The organism is Streptococcus sp. ACS2, assembly GCF_000525585.1.
Lineage (GTDB): Bacteria > Bacillota > Bacilli > Lactobacillales > Streptococcaceae > Streptococcus.
In genome coordinates, this window is the sequence record NZ_JALT01000047.1 from 1 (window position 1) to 24,567 (window position 24,567).

At 39.6% G+C, this 24,567-nt stretch carries 25 protein-coding genes; 18 read left to right on the forward strand and 7 right to left on the reverse strand.

What is annotated here, in order from left to right:
• The 3 genes from HMPREF1517_RS09390 to HMPREF1517_RS09400 form a co-directional block, all read right to left on the reverse strand.
• Nucleotides 1-337: ISL3 family transposase (locus tag HMPREF1517_RS09390; RefSeq protein ID WP_037601570.1), on the reverse strand; the 337-nt coding region annotated here is incomplete at its 3' end.
• 129 nt (nucleotides 338-466) lie between these two features.
• Complete coding sequence (locus HMPREF1517_RS09395; protein WP_037601574.1) at nucleotides 467-946, reverse strand: QueT transporter family protein; 480 nt, start codon at nucleotides 944-946, stop codon at nucleotides 467-469.
• Between the two features lie 73 nt (nucleotides 947-1,019).
• On the reverse strand, nucleotides 1,020-1,847 hold the full coding sequence (locus HMPREF1517_RS09400) for an exodeoxyribonuclease III (protein ID WP_037601577.1): 828 nt from the start codon (nucleotides 1,845-1,847) through the stop codon (nucleotides 1,020-1,022).
• A 730-nt stretch (nucleotides 1,848-2,577) separates the two neighbouring features.
• Between HMPREF1517_RS09400 and HMPREF1517_RS09410 the strand changes: the two genes are divergently transcribed.
• Nucleotides 2,578-3,330, forward strand: a complete 753-nt coding sequence (locus tag HMPREF1517_RS09410; RefSeq protein ID WP_037601580.1) for a DUF4767 domain-containing protein — start codon at nucleotides 2,578-2,580, stop codon at nucleotides 3,328-3,330.
• 82 nt (nucleotides 3,331-3,412) lie between these two features.
• Here HMPREF1517_RS09410 and tehB read toward each other — a convergent pair whose 3' ends face one another.
• Together tehB and HMPREF1517_RS09420 are read right to left on the reverse strand one after the other, a co-directional pair.
• Nucleotides 3,413-4,291, reverse strand: a complete 879-nt coding sequence (tehB, locus tag HMPREF1517_RS09415; protein ID WP_037601583.1) for an SAM-dependent methyltransferase TehB — start codon at nucleotides 4,289-4,291, stop codon at nucleotides 3,413-3,415.
• Between the two features lie 413 nt (nucleotides 4,292-4,704).
• A complete protein-coding gene (locus HMPREF1517_RS09420) occupies nucleotides 4,705-5,913 on the reverse strand; it encodes a matrixin family metalloprotease (RefSeq protein WP_037601587.1) in 1,209 nt (402 codons plus the stop codon).
• A gap of 213 nt (nucleotides 5,914-6,126) precedes the next feature.
• Between HMPREF1517_RS09420 and HMPREF1517_RS09425 the strand changes: the two genes are divergently transcribed.
• From HMPREF1517_RS09425 to folP, 9 genes are all read left to right on the forward strand, one after another.
• Nucleotides 6,127-6,864, forward strand: coding sequence for a LytR/AlgR family response regulator transcription factor (locus HMPREF1517_RS09425; protein WP_002891534.1), 738 nt, complete (start codon nucleotides 6,127-6,129; stop codon nucleotides 6,862-6,864).
• 311 nt (nucleotides 6,865-7,175) lie between these two features.
• On the forward strand, nucleotides 7,176-8,354 hold the full coding sequence (locus tag HMPREF1517_RS09430) for a sensor histidine kinase (RefSeq protein WP_037601828.1): 1,179 nt from the start codon (nucleotides 7,176-7,178) through the stop codon (nucleotides 8,352-8,354).
• Between the two features lie 111 nt (nucleotides 8,355-8,465).
• Nucleotides 8,466-9,845, forward strand: a complete 1,380-nt coding sequence (locus HMPREF1517_RS09435) for a hypothetical protein (RefSeq protein ID WP_037601590.1) — start codon at nucleotides 8,466-8,468, stop codon at nucleotides 9,843-9,845.
• 165 nt (nucleotides 9,846-10,010) lie between these two features.
• Nucleotides 10,011-10,283, forward strand: a complete 273-nt coding sequence (gene rpsP, locus HMPREF1517_RS09440) for a 30S ribosomal protein S16 (protein ID WP_002884675.1) — start codon at nucleotides 10,011-10,013, stop codon at nucleotides 10,281-10,283.
• A gap of 11 nt (nucleotides 10,284-10,294) precedes the next feature.
• Nucleotides 10,295-10,543, forward strand: coding sequence for a KH domain-containing protein (locus HMPREF1517_RS09445; protein WP_037601593.1), 249 nt, complete (start codon nucleotides 10,295-10,297; stop codon nucleotides 10,541-10,543).
• A gap of 162 nt (nucleotides 10,544-10,705) precedes the next feature.
• On the forward strand, nucleotides 10,706-11,968 hold the full coding sequence (locus tag HMPREF1517_RS09450) for a bifunctional folylpolyglutamate synthase/dihydrofolate synthase (protein ID WP_037601596.1): 1,263 nt from the start codon (nucleotides 10,706-10,708) through the stop codon (nucleotides 11,966-11,968).
• 66 nt (nucleotides 11,969-12,034) lie between these two features.
• Nucleotides 12,035-13,879 carry an APC family permease gene (locus HMPREF1517_RS09455; RefSeq protein ID WP_037601599.1) on the forward strand — a complete coding sequence of 615 codons (1,845 nt, stop codon included), beginning with the start codon at nucleotides 12,035-12,037 and terminating at the stop codon, nucleotides 13,877-13,879.
• Between the two features lie 146 nt (nucleotides 13,880-14,025).
• On the forward strand, nucleotides 14,026-14,589 hold the full coding sequence (gene folE, locus HMPREF1517_RS09460; protein WP_002884345.1) for a GTP cyclohydrolase I FolE: 564 nt from the start codon (nucleotides 14,026-14,028) through the stop codon (nucleotides 14,587-14,589).
• Nucleotides 14,590-14,597: 8 nt separating this feature from the next.
• Entirely contained in the window at nucleotides 14,598-15,398 is an 801-nt protein-coding gene (folP, locus tag HMPREF1517_RS09465) for a dihydropteroate synthase (protein ID WP_037601602.1), read from the forward strand.
• Between the two features lie 36 nt (nucleotides 15,399-15,434).
• Here the strand turns inward: folP and HMPREF1517_RS09470 are convergent, their stop codons facing one another.
• Nucleotides 15,435-16,886 (reverse strand): alpha-amylase, encoded by a 1,452-nt coding sequence (locus HMPREF1517_RS09470; protein ID WP_037601605.1) that lies wholly within the window; start codon nucleotides 16,884-16,886, stop codon nucleotides 15,435-15,437.
• A 222-nt stretch (nucleotides 16,887-17,108) separates the two neighbouring features.
• Here HMPREF1517_RS09470 and folB point away from each other — a divergent pair, with 222 nt between their 5' ends.
• From folB to HMPREF1517_RS09510, 8 genes are all read left to right on the forward strand, one after another.
• Nucleotides 17,109-17,468, forward strand: a complete 360-nt coding sequence (folB, locus tag HMPREF1517_RS09475; protein ID WP_037601608.1) for a dihydroneopterin aldolase — start codon at nucleotides 17,109-17,111, stop codon at nucleotides 17,466-17,468.
• Nucleotides 17,465-17,956 carry a 2-amino-4-hydroxy-6-hydroxymethyldihydropteridine diphosphokinase gene (folK, locus tag HMPREF1517_RS09480; protein ID WP_037601612.1) on the forward strand — a complete coding sequence of 164 codons (492 nt, stop codon included), beginning with the start codon at nucleotides 17,465-17,467 and terminating at the stop codon, nucleotides 17,954-17,956. Before folB ends, folK begins: the two co-directional genes overlap by 4 nt.
• 188 nt (nucleotides 17,957-18,144) lie before the next feature.
• Complete coding sequence (gene murB, locus HMPREF1517_RS09485; protein WP_037601615.1) at nucleotides 18,145-19,047, forward strand: UDP-N-acetylmuramate dehydrogenase; 903 nt, start codon at nucleotides 18,145-18,147, stop codon at nucleotides 19,045-19,047.
• A 46-nt stretch (nucleotides 19,048-19,093) separates the two neighbouring features.
• Complete coding sequence (locus HMPREF1517_RS09490; protein WP_002884517.1) at nucleotides 19,094-20,248, forward strand: ABC transporter ATP-binding protein; 1,155 nt, start codon at nucleotides 19,094-19,096, stop codon at nucleotides 20,246-20,248.
• A complete protein-coding gene (locus HMPREF1517_RS09495; RefSeq protein ID WP_002884253.1) occupies nucleotides 20,232-21,026 on the forward strand; it encodes an ABC transporter permease in 795 nt (264 codons plus the stop codon). Before HMPREF1517_RS09490 ends, HMPREF1517_RS09495 begins: the two co-directional genes overlap by 17 nt.
• Nucleotides 21,023-21,799, forward strand: coding sequence for an ABC transporter permease (locus tag HMPREF1517_RS09500; RefSeq protein WP_002884421.1), 777 nt, complete (start codon nucleotides 21,023-21,025; stop codon nucleotides 21,797-21,799). The genes HMPREF1517_RS09495 and HMPREF1517_RS09500 overlap by 4 nt, the downstream gene beginning before the upstream one ends.
• Nucleotides 21,792-22,859, forward strand: a complete 1,068-nt coding sequence (locus HMPREF1517_RS09505; RefSeq protein ID WP_002884479.1) for an ABC transporter substrate-binding protein — start codon at nucleotides 21,792-21,794, stop codon at nucleotides 22,857-22,859. Before HMPREF1517_RS09500 ends, HMPREF1517_RS09505 begins: the two co-directional genes overlap by 8 nt.
• 309 nt (nucleotides 22,860-23,168) lie before the next feature.
• Nucleotides 23,169-24,068: an SPFH domain-containing protein gene (locus tag HMPREF1517_RS09510; RefSeq protein WP_004183097.1), complete on the forward strand. Its 900-nt coding sequence runs from the start codon at nucleotides 23,169-23,171 to the stop codon at nucleotides 24,066-24,068.
• Nucleotides 24,069-24,111: 43 nt separating this feature from the next.
• Here HMPREF1517_RS09510 and gloA read toward each other — a convergent pair whose 3' ends face one another.
• A complete protein-coding gene (gene gloA, locus HMPREF1517_RS09515) occupies nucleotides 24,112-24,507 on the reverse strand; it encodes a lactoylglutathione lyase (protein ID WP_037601618.1) in 396 nt (131 codons plus the stop codon).
• Nucleotides 24,508-24,567 lie beyond the last annotated feature (60 nt).

The window sequence follows — 24,567 nt, forward strand, 5'->3', positions numbered from 1 at the left end:
GTTGTGCAGCTTTTTGCCAGACAAGATTTGAGATTTGGCAGTTTTTCTCAACGATTGATGTCTCAGCCACCGTGACTCGTCTACAGCCTTTACACTGGAAGCGACGTTTCTTCAGACGTAGTAGTGTTGAAGTTCCCGCTTGCTCGAGAAGAGGGATTTTAGAAGATTTTTGAAAGTCATATTTGATCATTATTCCTTGACAATGAGGGCATGGTGGTGCAGGATAATCAAGTTTTGCTTGAATCTCGATATGAGTGTCAGTTTCAAAAACAAGTGAAATCTTGATATTTTGGTCTTTAATTCCGATTAATTCTGTGGTATTCTTAATAAGTCTCATAAGTTCTTCCTAATGATAGTTTGGTCGCTTTTCATTATAGTTCTTATGGGACTTTTTGTGTACACTCAAAAAGCTCTATAATCTCTACAGTGGTTTTACCCACTACAGAAATTATAGAGCCTTTGTCTGTCAGTCTTTGTATCCACGTTTGGACAACTCTCTTACAAGGACGGCTCCCAAGATTGAAGGTACTAATTGTCCTAATAGCAAATTGAAAACGAGAGCAAGATAAGGAAGTTTAAGTAAGGCGCTAAGCCAGATAGGTACCACTAAGGATGGAACGAGTAGGATTGGGAGTACGATAAACCAGCTTGACAACTTGGCTTTGCGGATGAGGTAGATGCTACCAGTTGCCAGAAAGCTGGCACAGAATCCACCGACAACATCAATCAATCCCAGGCCACCAAAAGAGTTAGCAATAGCATTGGCGAGACTGAGTGGGACAACCAAAAATGGGAAGATATAGGTTAATCCATATAAAGCCGTAGCCAGACGCATCTGAACAGCACCAAAGGAAATAGCTTGAGAGACAAAGAGGATAGCGATATATAGGGCCATGATAATAGCTGAGAGAACAAGCTTTTGTGTAGGGTTAAGTTTATTTTTCATTATTTCTCCTTAGTTGGGCAAAGTAAAAGAGTAGTAGTTCTACTCTTTTTAGGGATTTAGGTCTAGAGTTGTTTTATAAGTCAATCTCTAAGACAATAGGTGTGTGATCTTGGCGATCACCAGAGTCAATCATATCTGATTTTGTGACCTTATCGGCAATACGATTTGAAGTCAACCAGTAGTCAATTCTCCAGCCTGTATTATTGATTTTAGATGTTTTGCTACGTTGGGCCCACCATGTATAGGCACCTGTAACATCACCATTGAGGTGACGGTAAGTATCTGTAAATCCTTTAGCGAGGAGATTAGTGAAGCCAGCACGTTCTTCATCTGTAAAACCTGGTGAACGGCGATTACTTGAAGGGTTTGCCAAGTCAATTTCCTTGTGGGCAACGTTATAGTCACCAGTCGCAAGGACTGGTTTCAGAGCGTCCAATTCGGCTAGGTAATCCGCATATTTTTCATCCCAGATTTGACGTTCTAGTAGACGTTTGAGGCCGTCACCGGCATTTGGTGTGTAGACCTGTGTCACAAAGAAATGGTCAAATTCGAGAGTGATGATACGTCCTTCACAGTCCATGGTTGAAGGTGCTCCGATTTCAGGATATGTGATGATTGGTGTCAATTCTTTTTTATACAAGAACATGGTTCCAGCGTAACCTTTACGGGCAGGTTCCACAGATGAACGCCAGGTATTGTCATAGTCAGGGAAGTAGTCTTCTAAGATTTGCAAATGTTTTTTAGTCGGACCTTTAGCAGATAGTTTTGTCTCTTGAATTGCAATGATATCTGCATTTTCAGCGACCAAGGTATGGATAACTGCGCGTGATAGTTGAGCGCGAGCAGAGTCACTAGTAAGAGCGGCATTTAGGGAATCAATATTCCAAGAAATTAATTTCATGTGTACAGTTTCCTTCTTTGAATTGTTCCTATCTATTGTAGCAGAAAATAAGATGTCAGGCGAGTTATGGGATTGATAAGAGAAGCTAGGAGGAGTATACTAATCTTAGATTGAGAGGTACATATTAATGAAAAAGCAATCATACATTTATTACATGTTTTGGGTTCTCTTGTTGATACAAATCATTCTTACAATCATGATTTGGTGGTCACAGGGAATTATTCTTCCACTTGTCATTTTTCCAGGGATGAGTGTCTTCTTTTTATTTTACTTAAGGTATCTCTTAGGCTACAACCTTAAGCAATCTCCCTCAGAACCCTTATTTGTTCTCCGTAGGTATGGCCTTGGAACTAGTTTAAATCCCAAAAATCCCCTAGGCTATAAGATTAGTCTCCTAGTGGTCATGGGTGCTTTAGTTCTCCTTTTCTGCCTAACCCTATTAGCCTTTCTTGGAAAATAGAGTCTTAGGCTTTTTTATTGGTAATTATTACTAATTAGAGATAATGTTATTCTAATAAAAAATAAAGAATTACTGGAGGAAAGATTTATGACGATTGAACTTGGCATTTCAACTTTTGGAGAAACAACCCTCCTAGAATCGACTTGTTCGTCGTTATTTTGAAAATAAAGGATAATAGGTTGAAGGTAAACCTCAAGTTCTCTCTACTATTGTCATCATCCCTGTTCTATGATAGGATGGAAGATAATTGATAAAGAGAAGAGGAAAATTATGCGAAAGCTGTCAGAAGCAGAATGGATAAGTCGTTTTGAGCAAGTTCAAGGGCGTAAACCGAAACCTGATGAACTACAATTGGCTTATCAGTCTGGCCTTATTGGAATCTCGAAAAATTATAATTATATCTATATTCTTCTGGGGGCTCTAGTAGCGATCGTCGTTGGTATTGGCTTAACTCTAGTCTCTAGTTCAATGAAGAACGTCAAACAGACTAAGTCGTCTACCACGGTGGCTAGCTCGATATTCTCATCGACAGATAAGGCTAATGCCAAGTCAAGTACGTCATCAATCGAAAATGCGAAGGCGAGTGAATCTAGCAGTGCAAGTATTGATACACCTGACGCTAACCATGCTAAGGAAGCCTATACTGAAAATCCACGTTGGACCAATGACAAAGCTAGTCGACTTGCTAGTTTGATGGTTTCTTGGGGCAATCAGATGAATCAGCCAGGATACAAAGAAATTACCAATGAAGCCTCTTCCTTGCCTATCCGTTGGATGTCGGACCATAACCAGACTGTGGATGCTACTTATGCTGCAAATGGTAATAGCAATTCGGAGTATACCATTGTTTCGGTTTACGAGAGATGGGAAAATGTCTCTGTTCACCGTTATTTCTTTACCATAAAAAAAGATGGGACTCCATTTGTCCTCTACTCACCAACTACTAATGGTGGTGTCTATTATGTCAAAGAAACAGAAAATGCAGACCTTAAATCGGGATATGCAGATATTGTAAACAATTAAAAACTAGGATTCCAACTGGAATCCTAGTTTTTAATTTGATGACAAGTCAAGTTGTAATCAGTTCTTTTACAATCATTCTCTCTTATTTAACCTTCTTGGCTAACATGGTCGCAAATTGAAGGGCGATTGGATTGCCATGCTCATCTAAACGGTGAAGGTGACCAAGATTTTCGTTATACTTGACTAACTCCCAGTCTCTATAGTAGTTCTTCAACTCACCCTCTTCAAAAGTAAATGGGAAAGGCATGGTACAAGGGTGCTCCTCAGTGTCCATGGCACAAACAATTAGGTTGTAGCCACCGACAACAGTACGCTCTTGCATATTCTTGATAATAGCCGGAATTTGATCGGGATCAAGGAACATAAAGACGACTGTTGAGAGGATGAAATCAAAGGTCTCAGACTCAGGAAGAGCAGCAGCATTGATATCGTAGTAGCCAGCTCTAACATTGTAATTTTCCTCATCTGCAATCATTTGGATGCGTTGTGTAGCTTCGTTATTAACATCAACGGCTGTAACATCATGTCCAAGAGATGCCAAATAAAGAGCATTACGGCCGTGACCACAGCCTAGGTCGAGGGTGCGACCAGGTTTGATATGGCCAGATTGGACTGCTTCAAGAACCTCGGAGTGAGCCTTAGTGTCATACTTTTTAGTCATGTAGTCCTCAGGCTTACAGTAAAAAGAAAGATAGCATTCCAAATCATCTGATGCAGCAGCGATGCGATGCCAAGCTTGTGGTTCAACAAAAGGAATCTCTGTCTCGGGGGTAAAAAGGTGCTCTGCAGTAACCTGTCCTTGTTCATCTAATTCGTAGAAGCGGAGAGATCCTGATAGAACGGTCAATTTAGCCCAAGTTCCTACCTTAGTATTGTGTTTTTGCGTCACCATTTCTGGAAGTGTTGTAGCTGTCCAGTTTGGTAAACGTTTGTAGCAAAGAAGTTGCTGATTTATAGTCATTTTATGAGTTCCTTTCAAACGGTATGACTCTATTATAGCAAAAGTATGGAAAAAGAAAAAAGGCCTAGCCGGGTGAGCTAGACGCTTTTCTTATGAGAGATCTGATAATCTAGGAATGGGGGAAAAGTGTTTGGGGAAGATAGGTATAAATGTTAAGAAGGGTTCCTAGACTATTTTTATTCTGTTTATGAGAATAATGAGCAAAAACTAACAAAGTTTAGTCTTCCAACTCATCCGGTCTCTCTTTACATTTTCTATTTTACCAAAAAAAATGAAGAAAACTTTACATAATCAAAAAATGTGTAAGAAAAAATCATGAACAGTCATTTTCTGGTCTTGAATGGTCATCTCACTTGTATAAAAAAAGCAGAACCTGATAGGTCTGCTTATATTTGTAGTGATGGTGTAAGAAGTTAAATCTTGCTATAGAGTTTCTTAACATTGTTAATATCAACAGGTTGGATACTTGTCTTACCACCTTTAGGTTCCATTACAGAGGCAACGGCACTGTTGTGTTCAAGTCCAATTGAGTGTCCTAATTCGTGTTGCGCAGTGTTAAGGAGTTTCCCACCGTTCTTTTGGTAATAATTGTTTTGAACATGGAAGGTGTTCAAGTAAACAGTAGCATTACTATATTGCTTAGTTGGGAGGTAGTAAGTAGAGTAGGTAACTCCAAGAGGAGCTGCCACATTACCTTCATAACGTTCATCAGCAATGATGTTGGCTTTTTGTTTATCGTTAGTGAGCAAGAAATTAAAGGCACCAGTGTTATTCCAAGAAGTGATAGCCTGTTTGTAGGCGTTCACGATTTCAGGATTTTTAGCATTGATGAAAACCGTCGCTTCCTTACTTGACCAGTGAGGAGTATCGTAATTCTCTTTTACGAGTTCGTTATTCTTTTGCCATACTTGAGCAACTCGGTCCACTGGTTTAGCAGGTTGGATAGGAGTAGCTTTAGGAGTTGTTGGTTTAGTGACAGTCGTTGTTGGCTTCTTAGGTTGTGTCGTTCTAGAAGTCGCTGGTTTGTTTACAACAGTCGTTGGTTTTGTAGAAGGTGTTAATGGTTTTGGAATATAAGTAGATAGAATCTTATGAACATTACCATTATTAATTTCTGTTGAAACCCATGTGGCACCATCTTTTGACCAGGTTTGTGCTTGAGCGACAGTTTCGGTCTTTGGTTCAGACTGGTTTTCTACAGCCTTATGATTGCTATCTGTATTTGTCGGAATTCTAGTCTCATAGGTTTTGCTTCCAGTCTGGCTGTCGACAGTACTGCTAGCTGTTTGACTATTTTGTTTCAATTCCTCAAAAGTTGGAGTGTTTGTGGGAGTTTGTTCATAGTCATTTTCATGTGTATGAAGATCATCCACAGAGGTATGTGATATAGTAGTCACAGTAGTAGGTGTTTCAGTAGAAACACCTGTTTGAGCGATGGTATTTGTAGTTGTACCTGTTTCAAGTTCGGAAAATGTCAGAGCTTGGTTAGGGTCTGAAACATAGGTTTGATCCGCAGAGGCATGCTGAGGACTTCCTACAAGAAAAGCACTAATTATACCGACAGTTGCAAGGCTCAACAAGGTCTTTGTCTTAGTCCCTTGCGTTTTAAAAGAATGTAACATAACTTTCTCCTTTTTAATTTAAAACAAAAACAGTTCTCATGATAACACCTAAAAATGAATATAAAGTGACAATGAGATAACAATTGTTTTATAAATGAAATTAGGTGAGATAAAAAGACTTTATGCTGTAAAAAAAGGAATATTATCCAATTAATTATGATAAAATATTAGATAGGTATATTAAAGTATATTAGAAAGAAAGAGGGATATAAGATGCTTTCTATTATCGTCCTTGAAGATGATGCCTTGCAGCGTCATCGTGTTGGTCGTTTATTGGACGAAGCAGTTGAGGAGTCGAAGGCCGTTGTTGATGGGATTACTTTTTATGAACAGGGTCAGGAATTGTTAGATGCTGATAGAGGTTCGGGTAAATCCATGGTTTATCTTTTGGATATTGACCTTAAAAATCAAACTAAGCAGGGACTAGATATTGGGCTTGAAATCCGTAAGGAAGACTTGAAAGCACAAATTGCCTTTGTTACAGCTTACTCGGAGTTTATGCCCTTGACCTTCCGTTATAAGATTCAAGCTCTAGATTTTGTCGATAAATCCATGGAAGATGTGGATCTTAAGAGAGCTTTAGTAGAACTTTTAGATTTTGCTTATTCACAGGTTGAGCAAGAAACCAAGGCACAGAGTCTAACTGTTAAAACGGATAAAAATGATGTTAATATTCCTTATGATGATATTTTATACATTGAGACAGCCCCTGTGCCACATAAGTTAATCGCTCATACCAAGTCAAACCTAGTGGAATTCTATGGGAAAATTGCAGAAGTAGCAAAATTGGATGATATTTTCTTCCAAACGCACCGCTCTTTTGTTGTCAATGTGAATAATGTGACAAGTGTGGATCGTACAGCTAATATGGTCTTCTTTGAGGGAAACGAGTCATGCCTCCTATCGCGGACACGTAAAAAGGAACTTTTGGAACGTTTGAAAAATCGTTAGGTCTTAGATTTTCCCCTTCTTCTCTAATCATTAATGAAAGTTTTCTGAAATTCGAGATAATTATTTAATTTTATCTCATCTATTATCAGGAATTGTGATAGAATAGTGTTATGGCTTTTTGCCGTATATTTAGAGATGACTAGAAGGAGGTGGCTGACCATTAAATGATGCTCAATTTGCAAATTGCATTAGAATATCTTTTGCATTTCATTGTCATACAGTGGATTTACGAAAGGACCAGCTTGGTCAAGGTACCACGTATGATCCTTCCTATTGCGTTCCTGGTTGAATGTATAGGGGGAATACTGGGGATGTCATATAATGTCGGTTTGTCCTTTATGACACCCTTCTATCTTCTTTTCTATGCCTATTTCTATGGCAAGGAGAGAACCACCAATATGTTGGCTTTTTATGCCTTCTATCCTCTAGTTCTCTATCTGTTGATTTTTAATGGTTATGCCTACTTCCTGATGCCAGGGTTCGGCATCACATCGGATTTTCTAAACAGAAGTTATCTTTATTTCATTTTCTTTGACCTTTTAATTATTCCAACATTTGTCGCTCTATCCAAGCTCCTTAACATTGATTTTAAATATTTGAGGGTCTTAGAGCGAGATCGTAAATTTGGTCGGATTATGTTTTTCACTAACTTTATCTTGATTAGCTATGTGATTTTGAACTATTCTGTCGTCGTGGCCTCGCGATTTTTTGCCTTGTACTATGCTGGACATGTGATAACCTTAGTGGGGTTTGTAGCTATTTTTTATGCTGTTTACAAGGTTAATAAATATGCAGATGAATTCTTTGAAAATGAGCGTAGAAAAGAAAATCGACGTCACTTGGATGATTTAGAGAAGTATTCTGAGCAGGTCGAAAGTCTTTACGAAACGCTACGCAGTTTCCGTCACGACTATACTAATGTTATGATTTCGCTTAATGAAGCCATCCAGATGAAAGACATCGATCAAATCAAGATGATTTATGATAGTGTCTTGAAAGATTCGGCATCAGATTTGAAGCAGCAAAAGTTTGATTTGGCAAAATTAACTCGTGTGACCAATATGCCACTTAAGAGTCTTTTATCATCTAAAGTGGCTGAGGCTTTTGATAAAGGTATTCAATGTCATGTGGAGGTTGAAGAGGGGGTCTTCTTCACAGATATGCGTCCACTCGACTTGATTACAATCATATCAATTCTTTGTGATAATGCTATTGAAGCTACTGTATTAGCAGATAAACCAAAATTATCTATTGCTATCTTTAAGATGGAAAATCAATCAGTTATTGTTGTTGAAAATTCAACTAAGGAAGCTTCTATTGATGTAGCTCCTTTGAAACAAAGAGGATTTTCAACGAAAGGAACAGGTCGTGGTTTGGGCTTAGCAAATATCGAGGAGATTCTCTTCAGATACGACAACGTCACGCTTGAAACAGAATCAGCACAACACCGTTTTGTTCAATTATTGTCTATTACACCAAAAGAAGATTAATGGGGACTTAATAAGAATTTTTAGAATTCTTGTTAATCCCTATTTTTATGTTAAAAAGTATGGTAAAATAGGGAAGTTAATCATGTGTTTTTTAATTCAGGGGGATTTATTATGTTGAAAGACGAATGGTTAGAGTACTTTGAGGCTGTTAATGGCCGAAAACCAAGACCAATCGACTTTAAAGAGGCCTTGGAACGAGGAGAGTTTGTTCTCTCTGAAGGTACAGAGGCTAACCAAGTAGCTGATCAAGGTGAATCAGCAGCTGACCAACAGTTTGAAGAAGGAACCGCAACCGCCAGAGCACTAGCTCAGTCTCAGAAAGAGCGTGACAACGCTCAAGAAGCTATGGTAAATGCGGCCCAGGAAAAGAGAAAGGCCCTATCTCAAGAGACTGTTGGTCAAGTAAGAACCATTCAGTCGGGCCGTCAGGCTGAGGATATTCAAAAGGAAGAGGAACAGCGCAAACGCGTCGCAGAGGCTAAGGAACGTTTGGCAAGTTATGCGCCAACCCGTCCAGATGCAGGAAATCATTCTGTTAATACCTCGAGTGAACCTAATCAAGCTATTCCAGTTTTCAGTAACCAAGCACAGCATCTTGGATTATCTGAGGATTTGACAAAACTTGATCGTAAGGAAGAAAAGGCAGCTAAGAAGATTGCTCGTCAAGCTGCTCGTGATAAGAAAAAAGCCGAAAAGCTAGCTGCCAAAGCTAAATCTAAGGAAGAACAGACAGTTGCCAAATTGGAAAAGAGTTTGGAAAGTCAGGTTCGTCTTCTAGAAACGATTCAAAACGCTAATCAAAAGTCGAAAAAGGCCAAAAATTGGGGCAAAGGAGCCTTGATTTCTAGTCTTGTTGCTGTTGTTTTGATGTTGCTTGTCGGTGGTGTATACGGTTTTTGGCGTAATGCTTCGGGGAACATTGAGGGAACTTGGGAATTAAAATCGTCTAAGGTCTTGGACGAAAATTCTGGTAAGTTAACCAATACTCTGAAAGAACATGAAGATAAAGATGAAATTTACGTCTCTTTCCTTAAAGTTGATCATTCTAATAATTTACAAACGCATTCTTACTTCTATAAAGAAGGTGAGGAGGATCAGCCTACTTTTACAGCTTCAGATTATTTGAAGGAATATCAAGTTGTTGATCAGTGGAATAAATCTATTACCTATACTAAAGAAGTTTCAGAATTTAAGCGTGAGTTGACTAAAGTTGTCTCGCAACTTTATCCAAATGCAGATAAGAATCTAGTAGATTACTATATTTCGGATAACGTAGATAACTACCGACTCTACCGTAAAGGAAAACGCACCAAGTCTTATACTGTAAATAAAGATACCTTGGTTGTTTCTACATACAACGAGGATGGCAAGTTGACTAGTCGTGATACTTATGAGAAAGTGTCAAAGGCAGCGGCTAAGAGTTTAGAAGCTCAATATGCTGAAGCAAAAGTAGCTTATGAAAAAAATCATAAGACCACAACTAAGAAATAGTCTAAAAGGAAGTTAGAGTCAAACTCTAATTTTTTTTTTGTAGAAAATTCAAGTCTGTCAAGTTTTTTTCTTGACACATAAAAATGATATGGTATACTAGTTAAGGTCGAGGGGCGATAAGAGCCCTCACCATAATAAAAAAACTAAAGAAAAGAGATATTAAAAATGGCAGTAAAAATCCGTTTGACTCGTATGGGTTCTAAGAAAAAACCTTTCTACCGTATTAACGTTGCAGATTCACGTGCTCCACGTGATGGACGTTTCATCGAAACAGTTGGTACTTACAACCCACTCGTTGAAGAAAACCAAGTAACACTTAAAGAAGAGCGTGTTCTTGAGTGGTTGTCTAAAGGTGCACAACCTTCAGATACAGTTCGTAACATCCTTTCAAAAGAAGGCGTTATGAAGAAATTCCACGAATCAAAATTCTCAAAATAATTTTTTAGCCTATGGATACCATTGAAAATCTTATTATCGCTATCGTTAAACCTTTAATTGCTTCACCAGATCAGTTGATCATCAAAATCATTGACGGTCCTGAGTTTTTGGAGTACCATCTTGATCTTGCCCCAGCCGATATTGGGCGTGTTATCGGGAAAAAAGGACGTACTATTACGGCGATAAGAGCGATTGTCTATTCGGTACCTACTCAAGGTAAAAAAGTTCGTCTTGTTATTGACGAAAAAGAGAAAGCTTAAGAGGTGACCCTAGGGTTGCCTTTTTTGCATATTTTGGTTATAGACTAGAAGTCTTTGGTATAATAAGAACGTCAACTCATTAAGCTCAAGGAAAAACTAGGAATCTAGTTTAAATGTCAGTTTAATGACTAAGTTGAAGCATTAGCCAAAAAAGGAGTAATTATGACTTATCAGGAAGCATTGGATTGGATTCATGGGCAATTAAAATTTGGCATCAAGCCTGGCTTGGAGCGTATGGCTTGGATGCTCAAAGAATTGGGAAATCCACAAGATAATCTCAAGGCTGTGCATATCGTGGGAACAAACGGCAAAGGGTCTACAGTCAATGCCCTACAAACAATTTTTACCCAGGCAGGCTATGAAGTTGGAACCTTTACCTCGCCCTATATTATTGACTTCAAGGAACGAATCTCTCTTAATGGTCAGATGATTTCAGAAGAGGACTTACTTGACTTGGTTAGTCGTGTGAAGCCTGTTGTTGAACGTCTACCAAAAGAGACAGAGCATGAAAATGCGACAGAGTTTGAAATTATCACAGTCCTGATGTTCCTCTATTTTGGTCAGGTCCATCCTGTTGATATCGCATTCATTGAAGCTGGAATGGGCGGCCTTCATGATTCGACTAATCTATTTAAGCCTTTGGCAGTTCTTTGCCCTTCGATTGGTTTGGACCATCAGGCTATTTTGGGAAATACCCATGCTGAAATTGCAGCAGAAAAAGTTGGTGTTTTGAAGAATGGGGCTCCTTTTATTTATGCGACTGACCGTACTGATGTTAGAGATGTATTCGAGAAGAAGGCGCGTGAAGAAGGGGCCAAGACCTATGAATTGGGGAGAGATTTCACAGCTGAAGGGTCTAGTCATTCCTTTGATTTTACCTATGGGGAGCAAAGGTTAGATGATATAGCCTTGGCCATGGCTGGTCAACATCAAGTAGCAAATGCTAGTTTAGCTATTATGGCTTCTTTATTGCTTCAAAAAGATTATCCTAAAGTAACTCCTAAACTCATAAAGGACGCACTAGCTCATGCCAATTGGCGAGGTCGAACAGAATTTTTAAGACCTAATCTCATGATTGATGGTGCTCATAATAATGAGAGTGTTAAAGTTTTGATTGACTTGCTGCAATCAGAACATGCAGATAAGGAGATTGAACTTCTCTTTGCGGCTATTGACACCAAGCCTATTGATGGTATGCTGGCTCAACTAAAATCGGTTGGTGACTTGACTGTAACGAGTTTTGACTATCCAAACAGTGTTAAATTAGATAAATACCCAGAAGTTTATAAGCAGGTACCAGATTTCAAAACATGGATTAAAGAACATGTAACGACTGACAATAAGAAACTTTATGTGATTACGGGATCTCTATACTTTATTTCTCAGGTCAGAAAATGGGTTTTAGAGCAGGCAAGTGATGTTTAAGACTTGAAAGATGACATTTAGGGGCGTATAATAACCATCGTATGTTTTAAAAGCAAGGAGATCGCAATGTTTCAACGTCTGAAAAACATTTTAATCGGTGAACCTTTAACTCATGATGATAGTGGTGATGAACACTTATTGTCCAAGATTCAGGCCCTGGCCATGTTGTCGAGTGATGCACTCTCATCTATCGCCTATGGTCCAGAGCAAGTCGTCTTGGTTCTGACAGCTGTATCTAGTGCGGCTATTTGGTGGTCAATCCCTATTGGGCTTTTGGTTCTCGTCCTTTTGGCCAGCCTTACCATCTCTTATAGACAGGTTATCAAGGCCTATCCTCAAGGTGGTGGTGCCTATATGGTAACGACGGAAAATCTGTCTCCTAAGTTTGGCTTGATAGCTGGTGGCAGTCTTTTGGTCGATTACATGTTGACAGTTGCTGTTTCAGTGGCCTCAGGTGCAGATGCCATTACTTCAGCCCTTCCCTTCCTTCATCCTTTCAATCTTGAGATATCAATGATTTTGGTGCTTGTTTTGATGGTTATGAATCTTAGGGGAATGCGTGAGTCGGCAAAATCTTTGATGATACCGGTTTATCTCTTCATTGTTTCGACGCTGTTCTTGTTGGGATTTGGTTTCTTTCAAATTTTAACTGGTCATATGCCTTACGCAGCCACAGCACATTTAGGACAACCCATTACAGGTGTGTCATTGATTCTTATTTTAAGGGCCTTTACCTCAGGTTCTGCCTCTTTGACAGGGGTAGAAGCCATCTCTAATGCGGTGCCTTTCTTTCAAAAACCTAAGGCCAAAAATGCAGCTTCAACCCTCTTTATCATGTCTAGCATTTTGGGGGCTATGTTTGCGGGAATTACCTTCCTCAACTGGTGGACAGGTATTACACCTCATGCAGGAGTAACTATCTTGTCACAAATGGCTAGAGAAATTCTTGGTCAATCATGGATTGGTAGTATTCTATTTTACATTTTCCAATTCTCTACTGCTATGATTCTTGCAGTAGCAGCTAACACAGGTTTTTCAGCCTTTCCGATGTTGTCCTTTAATATGGCGAAAAATAAATACATGCCTCACATGTATCTTGAAAAAGGTGCACGTATGGGATACTCTAATGGGATCTTGACACTTGCAATTGGTGCCATTACCCTTTTGTTTATTTTCCGAGGAAATACGGAACGGTTGATTCCGCTTTACACCATCGGTGTATTTATTCCATTTGCTCTTTCTCAAACGGGGATGGTCATCCATTGGATTCGTGAATATGGTAAGGGATTCTGGAAACACTCTTTAGCAAATATCTTAGGTGCCCTCATTTGTTATGCTATCGTTCTCATTCTCTTCCTTTTCCGTTTAGGAGATATCTGGCCATTCTTCCCGATTATTGCAATCTTGATGTGGATGTTCCTTAAGATTAAAAAACACTATAATGGTGTTGCTCAACAGTTGCGTATTGATGGAGCGGTAGAAGAACACCATTATCAAGGAAATATTGTTCTTATCCTTGTTGGGAATGTTACCAAGGCTAATATCGGAGCTATTTCCTATGCACGTTCTATTGGTGACAAGGTTATCGCCATGCATGTATCTACTAAAGATACAGAGAACAAGGACAAGGAAACTGAACAAGAGTTTAAAAAATATTTCCCTGAAATTGAGATGGTTCATATCCAATCACCATATAGCTCAATCACTCAGTCAACCATTCAGTATGTGGACGAGGTCGCCACTCATGCTGAGAAGGATAATGCGACTCTGACAGTCATGATTCCTCAGTTTGTACCTAAAAAATCATGGCAAACCATGCTTCACAACCAAATGAGTTTACGATTGAAATATTATCTCAAATGGCGTGAGAATATTGTTGTTTCATCTTATTCTTACCACTTGAAAGACTAAAAAAATATAAGCGAAGATAACCTCTATATGAAAGGTGGTCTTCGCTTTTTTTGAGATTTAGGTAGCTAGGAAATCTTATTTTTTGCAAGAAAAATCCAGCAAAATAAGGTATAATAGATAGTATTATAACGTTGCAAGAGGAAATTATGGCAAATCAAGAAAAAGTAGAACAAGCAGTCTATCAACTATTGGAAGCTCTAGGTGAAAATCCTGAGCGTGAGGGACTTTTGGATACACCAAAACGTGTGGCTAAGATGTATGCTGAAATGTTTTCAGGTCTAAATGAAGATCCTAAGGATCAATTTACAGCTGTCTTTTCAGAAGTTCATGACGAAGTTGTCCTTGTCAAGGATATTCCTTTTTACTCTATGTGTGAGCACCATTTGGTTCCATTTTATGGTAAGGCCCATGTGGCTTATTTGCCAAGTGGAGACAAGGTGACAGGACTTTCCAAATTAGCGCGTGCGGTTGAAGTAGCTGCTCGTCGTCCGCAGTTGCAAGAACGTCTTACAGATCAAGTTGCTACAGCACTTGAAGAAGCTCTGAATCCTCGAGGAGTTTTTGTCATGGTTGAAGCAGAGCACATGTGCATGACTATGCGAGGCATTAAGAAACCAGGAAGTAAGACAATCACAACTGTCGCTAAGGGCCTTTATAAAGAAGACCGTGAAGAACGCAAGGAAATTCTTTCATTGATGCGTGATTTTTAGGAGTTAAGATGTTTATCGGTAAACATGAGATTACAGGTAAGGCCTGTATTATGGGAATCTTGAATGTCACCCCTGATTCTTTCTCAGATGGTGGCGATTTTGACACAGTAGAGGATGCCTTGGCTCAGGTTGAGCGCATGATTGCCCAGGGGGCTGCTATTATCGATGTCGGTGGCGAATCTACAAGACCAGGGGCAGAATTTGTTACTGAGGAAGAAGAGGTTGCTCGTATCGTTCCAGTTATTCAGGCTATCAAGGCAAAATATGATGTGCTCATCAGTATTGATACCTATAAGACAGCCACTGCTAGAGCTGCTCTTGAAGCAGGTGCAGATATTCTAAATGACGTCTGGGCTGGACTTTATGATGGTCAGATGTTAGCTTTAGCAGCTGAAAAGAATGTGCCGATTATCCTTATGCATAATCAAAAAGAAGAAGTATACAATGATGTCACAGAAGATGTCTGTACATTCCTCAGTCAACGTGCCCAGGCTGCCTTGGAAGCAGGTGTGGCCAAGGACAATATCTGGATTGATCCAGGTTTTGGATTTGCTAAAAATGTCCAACACAATATTGACCTGCTAAAAGGCTTGGACAAGGTCGTTACCTTGGGCTATCCTGTTCTTTTTGGAATTTCTCGTAAGCGAGTTGTGGACTACCTACTAGGTGGGCATACTCAAGCTAAGGATCGCGACCAGGGGACAGCTGCCTTATCTGGCTATGCTGTTACCAAAGGATGTCAGATTGTACGTGTGCATAATGTTGATGCCAATCGTGATATCGTTAAGACTATTTCAGGAATTTTATGATACTAAAAAAAGCTCAGTTCAACTGAGCTTTTTTTCTTAGTCTTGAATTGCCCAAACGCTGACAGATTTTTCAGAAACTGGGAAGTCTCCCCATCCCTCTTCATCAATGGTTACAGTATCAGAGCAGTTTCCAAGAATGTCATAGAAGGTTTGTCCAGCCCAATCACTACCAATTTCCATAGACTTGCTGTTAGCAGCATCATTAGAAATCGTTACAGCTAATGGAGCCCCATCTTCGTTGCCAGAGCGTGTCCACCCGATACAGTTTGGATCATCAAAGTAGTCTGTTTGCTCACCGTAAGCTAGGTCTTTACGAGCGTAGAGCAAGGTATCTAGGCTCTCTTGGAAATTTTCTTGGGCAAATTCACCCTCAATACCATAGTAGTCACCATAAAATAGGCAAGGAAGACCGTCTTCACGGAGAAGGATGAGAGCGTAAGCAGCTGGTTTAAACCATTCTTCAACAGTAGATTCTAGAGCTTGTCCGCGTTGAGTGTCGTGGTTGTCTACGAAGGTCACGGCATGTTCAGGATGATTTTTGACCAAGGAATGATCGAAAATTGTTGTTAAATCATAATCAGCTCCCGCTGTGCTAGCGTTGTGTAGATTGTTGTGGAGGGAAACATCGACGAGGTCAAAACGTTTTTCAATCTTTTCAAGATAGGTATTGTTATCCTCCTCGTTACCATTCCAAAATTCACCAAAGACATAGAAATCCTGGCCTTGTTTTTCTTTGACATCGCGAATAAAATTACGCATAAAGAAAGAATCAATGTGCTTAACGGCATCCATTCGGAATCCTTGAACGCCTGTTGTTTCAACGAACCAATCTGCCCATTCGTAAATATTTTCAATAACTTCAGGGTGTTTATAGTCTAGGTTGGCATACATAAGGTAGTCGAAGTTACCATTTTCGTTGTCAACCAAGTCGTTGTCTGCCCAGCCTTTGTTGTCACCTTGGATAAGATAGATACCACTTTTGTTACGTTTGGCATCGAAGTCAGTTCCGTTAAAGTGGTACCAGTGCCATTCAAAATCGTCGTAGGCTTTATTGCGTCCGTCAAAGGTGAAATGTGTCCAGCCTTCGATTTCAAATGGTTCGCTGATCTCTTGGGTACGGTCTTCTGGGTCAACTTCGACCACTTCGAAGGTCTCAAGTTTATCCGCTGCCGCCTTGTGATTAAGCACAACGTCGGCCATAGGTACAATACCAACTTCTTTGAGTTGGTTGATAGCATTGAGATATTCTTCTTTGAGGCCGTATTTGGTGCGGACTGTTCCTTTTTGGTCGAATTCTCCAAGGTCAAAGAGGTCATAGACTCCGTAACCAACATCATCTTTGTTTGTAGCTTTAAAAGCGGGTGGCATCCAAACGTGGCTGATGCCTAGGTCTGCTAAATGTTGGGCATCTTCAGCCAAATTGTTCCAGTGTTGACCGTCACTTGGGAGATACCATTCAAAATATTGCATTGCGGTTTGATTTGTCATAGTTTTTTCCTTATTAGTTGAGATAGTCTTGCTTATAATTCAGGAGTTTCTTTTTAGCTCCTGTGTCTATATTTTACCAAATCAGAAGAATTATGCAATCGATTGCATAAAGTGTAAATACACTAATTTCAGATTTGTCTAAAATATCATACTAATTAGAGACCAACTTTTCAACTGTTTTGTGCTAGAATAAAGAAGAGTCTAGTGTCTTAAGGAGAAACTATGGATAAAATTATTTTAAATGGTTGCCGTTTTTATGGTTATCACGGGGCTTTTGCTGAGGAGCAGACCCTAGGGCAAATTTTTGTGGTTGATTTGGAATTGACTGTTGATCTAACTAAGGCTTCACAGAGTGACAATCTAGATGATACGGTTCACTATGGTTTGGTTTTCGAAGCCGTGCAAAAACAAGTGGAAGATAAAAAGTACATTTTGATTGAGCGTTTGGCGGGTGCGATTTGTGAGAATCTATTTGCCCAATTTACGCCAATTCAATCTATTAAAGTTCGAATTACCAAGGAAAATCCACCAATTAATGGGCATTATAAGAGTGTTGGTATTGAATTGGAGCGTAGCCGATGACAAGAGTTTATTTGAGTTTGGGATCTAATATGGGTGATCGTCAGGACTATCTCCAAAAAGCTGTGGAGGCCTTGAATGACTTACCTGAGACAGAGGTTAAAGCAGTATCTTCCTATTATGAAACGGCTGCTTGGGGACTGACAAATCAGGCTGATTTTTTGAACCTTGCCTTGGCCTTAGAGACTCAGTTGCCAGCTGAAACCTTACTAAGGTCATGTCAGCAAATTGAAAAAGACCTTGATCGCGTTCGTCATGAGCATTGGGGGCCTCGGACAGTAGATATTGATATTCTTCTATATGGGCAGGAAATCTGGGAGACTGAGCACCTTAAAGTGCCCCATCCTTATATGAGTCAGAGAGCTTTTGTTTTGGTTCCCTTGATAGAAATAGCAGATGATTTGGTTGACCCTAAAACTGGCCAAGCCTACAAAAAATATTTAAGTCAATTAAACACTAGTGATGTCCGTAAATTGGAAGTTATGGACTAGCTTTGCGTGAAATTCCTTGTCGTCAAGATGGGGATTTTTTGCTATAATTAATCTTGGCTTTTTGCCGTATTTTTCTTTTAATTTTTAGGAAAAATGCTAACTCATTTTTAGGTAGTGATAGTAATATGGGGAAGTCTATCACGATACCTACAAAGAAATAAATGTATAGAAAAAGTATGGAAAATAACATGTTAGATGAACTTAAAGAAGATTTAGTGGGGATTGATATTCGTTTCGACGAACCCTTAAAACGTTATACATATACCAAGGTTGGTGGTCCAGCGGATTATTTGGCCTTTCCACGTAACCGCTATGAACTCTCTCGTATTGTCAAATTTGCTAATAAGCATGACATTCCTTGGATGGTGCTCGGTAATGCCAGTAATTTGATTGTCCGTGACGGTGGTATCAGAGGTTTTGTGATTATGTTTGACAGACTGAATGGTATTGCAGTTAATGGTTATCAAATTGAAGCTGAAGCGGGGGCTAATTTGATTGCGACAACCAAGGTGGCTCGTTTCCAAAGTTTGGCTGGTTTTGAATTTGCAGCGGGGATTCCAGGTAGTGTTGGTGGTGCCGTCTTTATGAATGCGGGTGCCTATGGTGGTGAGATTGCCCATATCTTGGTTTCTGCTCAGGTTCTTACAAAAGACGGTGATATTCGTACGATTGATGCAAGAGATATGCGTTTTGGTTATCGTCGTTCGGTGCTCCAAGAAACAGGTGAAGTGGTTATTTCAGCTAAATTTAACCTCAAACCAGGAGACTACGAGCAAATCAAGAATGAGATGAATCGTCTCAATCATTTGCGAGAGCTTAAACAACCTCTTGAATACCCTTCATGTGGTTCGGTCTTTAAACGCCCACCAGGTCACTTTGCAGGTCAGCTGATTATGGAAGCTAACCTCAAGGGACATCGTATCGGGGGTGTTGAGGTGTCAACTAAGCACGCTGGTTTCATGGTTAATGTCGATCAAGGAACAGCAAAAGACTATGAAGACCTTATCTCAGATGTTATCGCTAAGGTTAAGGAAAATTCAGGTGTTACACTAGAGCCTGAAGTACGTATCATTGGCGACGAATTAAACTAATAAAACCCTATCCCTATATTTGCTATACATGGAGGATTTATGACAATTGACTAATCCGATTATTGCCTTTCGAAATGTCTCAAAAGTGTTTGAAGACAGTGGCACACAAGTTTTAAAAGACATCAACTTTGAACTAGAAGAAGGTAAGTTCTATACCCTTCTTGGGGCTTCTGGTTCTGGTAAATCAACGATTTTGAACATCATTGCAGGTCTATTAGATGCGACCAGTGGTGACGTCCTTTTGGATGGAAAACGTATCAATGATATTCCTATCAATAAAAGGGATGTTCACACCGTTTTCCAATCTTATGCCCTCTTTCCACATATGAATGTCTTTGACAATGTGGCTTTTGCTCTTAAATTGAAAAAGGTGCCTAAAAAGGAAATTGAAGAGCGTGTAGAAGAAGCCTTAAAGATGGTTCAACTAAATGGTTATCAAAAGCGCTCGATTCAAAAATTATCAGGTGGTCAACGTCAACGTGTGGCTATTGCTCGTGCGATTATTAACCAACCACGTGTAGTCCTTTTGGATGAGCCTTTGTCAGCACTGGATTTGAAACTACGTACTGAAATGCAATACGAGTTGCGCGAATTGCAACAACGTTTAGGGATTACTTTTGTCTTTGTCACTCACGACCAAGAAGAGGCCTTGGCCATGTCGGACTGGATTTTTGTTATGAATGATGGTGAAATTGTTCAATCAGGAACTCCGGTTGATATCTATGACGAACCGATCAATCACTTCGTTGCAACCTTTATTGGAGAATCTAACATCCTACCAGGCGTTATGATTGAGGATTATTTGGTTGAGTTCAATGGGAAACGTTTTGAATCTGTTGATGGAGGAATGCGTCCTAATGAACCTGTCGAAGTGGTGATTCGTCCTGAAGATTTACAGATTACACTTCCTGAGGAAGGCAAATTGCAAGTTCGCGTGGAAACTCAGCTCTTCCGTGGGGTCCACTATGAAATCATTGCCTATGACAATCTTGGTAATGAATGGATGATTCATTCAACCCGTAAGGCGATTGAGGGTGAGATTATCGGTCTTGATTTTACGCCTGAGGATATCCATATCATGCGTCTTAATGAGACAGAAGAAGAATTCGATGCGCGTATTGAAGAATACGTGGAAGTGGAAGAACATGAAGATGGCTTGATTAATGCTATTGAGGAGGAGCGCTATGAAGAAAACAGCTAGCCTCTTCTCGGTACCTTACCTCCTTTGGCTTCTACTCTTCGTGGTTGCTCCAGTGCTCATGCTACTCTATCAGTCTTTCTTTGATATCAGTGGCAACTTTACATTGGATAATTATGGCACCTTCTTTTCCAGTTGGACTTACTTAAGGATGAGTTTTAACTCGGTTCTTTATGCAGCCATCATTACTCTGGTAACGCTTCTCATCTCTTATCCGACGGCATATCTCTTAACCAGACTGAAGCATAAGCAACTTTGGTTAATGTTGGTCATTTTGCCAACCTGGGTCAATCTCCTTCTGAAAGCCTATGCTTTTATGGGGATTTTTGGCCAACAAGGTGGTATTAATGCCTTTCTCGGTTTCTTTGGGATTGCACCCATGCAAATCCTCTTTACGGACTTCTCCTTTATTTTCGTAGCTAGCTACATTGAAATTCCTTTTATGATTCTACCGATTTTCAATGCACTGGATGATTTGGATGAAAATATTGTGAATGCAAGTAAAGATTTGGGAGCCAATGATTGGCAGACCTTTACCAAGGTTATTTTTCCCTTATCGCTTAATGGGGTACGCTCTGGTGTCCAGTCGGTCTTTATTCCTAGTCTCAGCCTCTTTATGCTGACACGCTTGATTGGTGGTAACCGAGTTATCACCCTAGGGACAGCTATTGAACAGCATTTCCTCACGACACAAAACTGGGGAATGGGGGCAACCATTGGTGTTGTTCTTATTGTTGCTATGATTGCGACAATGTGGTTAACAAAGGAGAGACGTCAATGAAAAAATTTGCAAATCTCTATTTAGCTCTTGTCTTTGTTATCCTTTACCTGCCAATCTTTTATTTAATTGCCTATTCTTTCAATAGTGGTGGCGATATGAATAGTTTCACAGGTTTTACTCTGGATAACTACCAAAGCATGTTTTCAGATAGCCGTCTTATGTTAATTCTGGCTCAAACCTTCTTTTTAGCTTTCCTTAGTGCTCTTCTGGCAACGATTATTGGTACCTTTGGGTCTATCTTTATCTATGAGAGTAAACAGAAGCAACAGACTGGGATTTTATCCCTAAATAACGTACTCATGGTTGCACCGGACGTTATGATTGGTGCAAGTTTCTTGATTCTCTTCACCTTGATTGGTTTCCAACTAGGTTTTGTATCTGTCTTATTGAGTCACATTGCCTTTTCAATCCCAATCGTGGTTCTCATGGTGTTGCCACGTCTCAAGGAAATGAATCGAGATATGGTGAATGCCGCTTATGACCTAGGTGCAACTCAATGGCAGATGTTACGTGAGGTCATGTTGCCATACTTGACACCTGGTATTATTGCTGGTTATTTCATGGCCTTTACCTATTCATTGGATGACTTTGCAGTAACCTTCTTTGTAACGGGGAATGGTTTTTCAACACTTGCTGTGGAAATTTACTCACGTGCACGTAAAGGGATTTCTCTGGAAATCAATGCCTTGTCAACCGTTGTTTTCCTATTCTCTATTCTTTTAGTGATAGGTTATTATGCGATTACCAAGGAGAAGGAGGAGCAGGATGCGTAGACTCTATCAATTTCTGGCAGGTATCTTAGCCATTATCTTCTTCCTTTGGGGCATCTCTGCCTACATGCAGAGTCGTACAGGAAATGTGTCGGACAAATTAGTTATCTATAACTGGGGTGATTATATTGACCCAGACCTCTTGACCAAGTTTACAAAAGAAACGGGTATCAAGGTCCAGTATGAAACCTTTGATTCCAATGAAGCCATGTATACCAAGATTAAGCAGGGTGGAACAACCTACGATATTGCTGTGCCATCAGACTATACCATTGATAAAATGGTTAAGGAAGACCTTTTGGTGAAGTTGGATAAATCTAAAATCAAAGGTTTTGACCAGATTGGCTCAAGCTTTAAAGGACTTAGTTTTGACCCTCACAATGACTATTCCATCCCTTATTTCTGGGGAACTGTCGGCATTGTTTATAATACAAAATTGGTGAAAAAAGCACCACAGCACTGGGATGATCTTTGGTCACCAGATTACAAAAATCAGATTATGCTTGTGGATGGCGCGCGTGAAGTCCTTGGTTTCTCACTCAATAGCCTGGGATATAGCTTGAATACGAAGAACATGACTGAATTACGTTTGGCTGAAACTAAACTTAATAGTCTAACACCAAATATCAAGGCTATTGTTGGTGACGAGATGAAGGGCTACATGGTTCAAGGTGATGCGGCCATTGGAGTAACCTTCTCAGGGGAAGCCAGTGAGATGCTTGATAAAAATGAGGACCTACGTTATGTTGTCCCATCTGAAGGCTCAAATCTTTGGTTTGATAATCTGGTGATTCCTAAGACTGTAAAGCATGAAAAAGAGGCCTATGCCTTTATCAATTTCATGCTTAAACCAGAAAATGCAGCCCAAAATGCTGAATATATCGGTTATGCCACACCTAACCAAGCAGCTAAAGCCTTGCTTCCAAAGAGTATCACTGATGATAAGGCCTTTTACCCATCAGAATCAACCATTAAAAACCTTGAAGTCTATAACAACTTAGGTCAAAAATGGCTCGGAATCTATAACGATATTTACCTTCAAGTTAAAATGTATCGTAAGTAAGTCTTTTGAGATTTGAGTTTTGGATGCCATCTAGAATGATTCTTCAAACGATTTTATTTTCGAAAATACTAAGAGGCTGAAACGATTTCGTTTCAGCCTTTTTCTTATATCGAAAAGTCTCGCCTGTTGAGTACAACTCTCTCGATTAACAGGAGTTTCCAAGTTTTCAAGAGTGCTGACATATAAGCGATAAAGAAAGTGTCTCTTTTACACTATTTCGAACGAGCTATGCTATTTTTCTTGAAAAATTGTATCACTGTGCTATAATAAAGCAAAGAAATTTTTAATGTTTATTTTGGAGGACTTAACATGCAAGCAGCACTTCTCTTTTTACTGTTTTCATTCCTGATTATTTTGGGAATTCTCATCAGTATGCTTTACGTTGTACGTCAACAGTCAGTGGCTATCGTTGAACGTTTTGGACGTTATCAAAAAATTGCAACGAGTGGGATTCATATGCGTTTACCATTTGGTATCGATAAAATTGCCGCTCGTATTCAACTACGTTTACTTCAAAGCGAGATTGTGGTTGAGACTAAGACAAAGGACAATGTCTTTGTCATGATGAATGTGGCCACTCAATATCGTGTTAATGAGCAAAATGTTACAGATGCTTACTATAAACTCATGCGTCCAGAAGCTCAAATTAAATCATACATTGAGGATGCTCTCCGTTCATCAGTTCCTAAATTGACGCTTGATGAACTCTTTGAGAAGAAAGATGAAATTGCCCTTGAGGTTCAACACCAAGTGGCCGAAGAAATGACAACTTATGGTTATATCATTGTTAAGACCTTGATTACCAAAGTTGAACCAGATGCTGAAGTTAAACAGTCTATGAACGAAATCAATGCTGCTCAACGTAAGCGTGTCGCAGCTCAAGAATTGGCAGAAGCTGATAAGATTAAGATTGTCACAGCAGCCGAAGCCGAAGCTGAAAAAGATCGTCTCCACGGGGTCGGTATTGCCCAACAACGTAAGGCAATCGTTGATGGATTGGCTGAATCAATCGCAGAACTTAAAGAGGCCAATGTGGGTATGTCTGAAGAGCAGATTATGTCTATTCTTTTGACTAACCAATACTTAGATACGCTTAATACTTTTGCGGCTAAAGGCAATCAAACCTTATTCCTACCAAATAATCCAAACGGTGTGGATGATATTCGTACCCAAATTTTGTCAGCCTTAAAGACAGATAATAAAAATTAAGCACAAAAAGAAGCCAGATCTATACGATCTGACTTTTTTTGTTTTATTTTTCTAGGAATTGCGTCAAACGGATAACTTCAATCTTATAGCCATCTGGATCAGTGATAAAGTAGTACATTTTTGGTTTATCAGGAAGACCTGAGAGGTCTGTAACAGTATAGCCAGCTTCTTTGTGAGCTTGGTGTGTAGCTTCTAGGTCATCAACACCAACGGCGATATGACCATATCCATCCCCGAGATCATAAGCTTCATGGTCGTAGTTGTAGGTTAATTCCAACTCATAATCAGGATCATCTTCGAGTTGCAAGTAGACAAGGGTGAACTTATATTCTGGAAAATCATTGCGACGAGCTTCTTTGAAACCAAGAGCTTCTTTATAAAATTTAAGTGAGGCTTCTAGGTCCTTGACACGGACACAAGTGTGTAGAAATTTAGTCATGTGAGATAACTCCTTTTATCTAATTCTGTAAGTTTATGATAGCATTTTGGAACCGTTTTT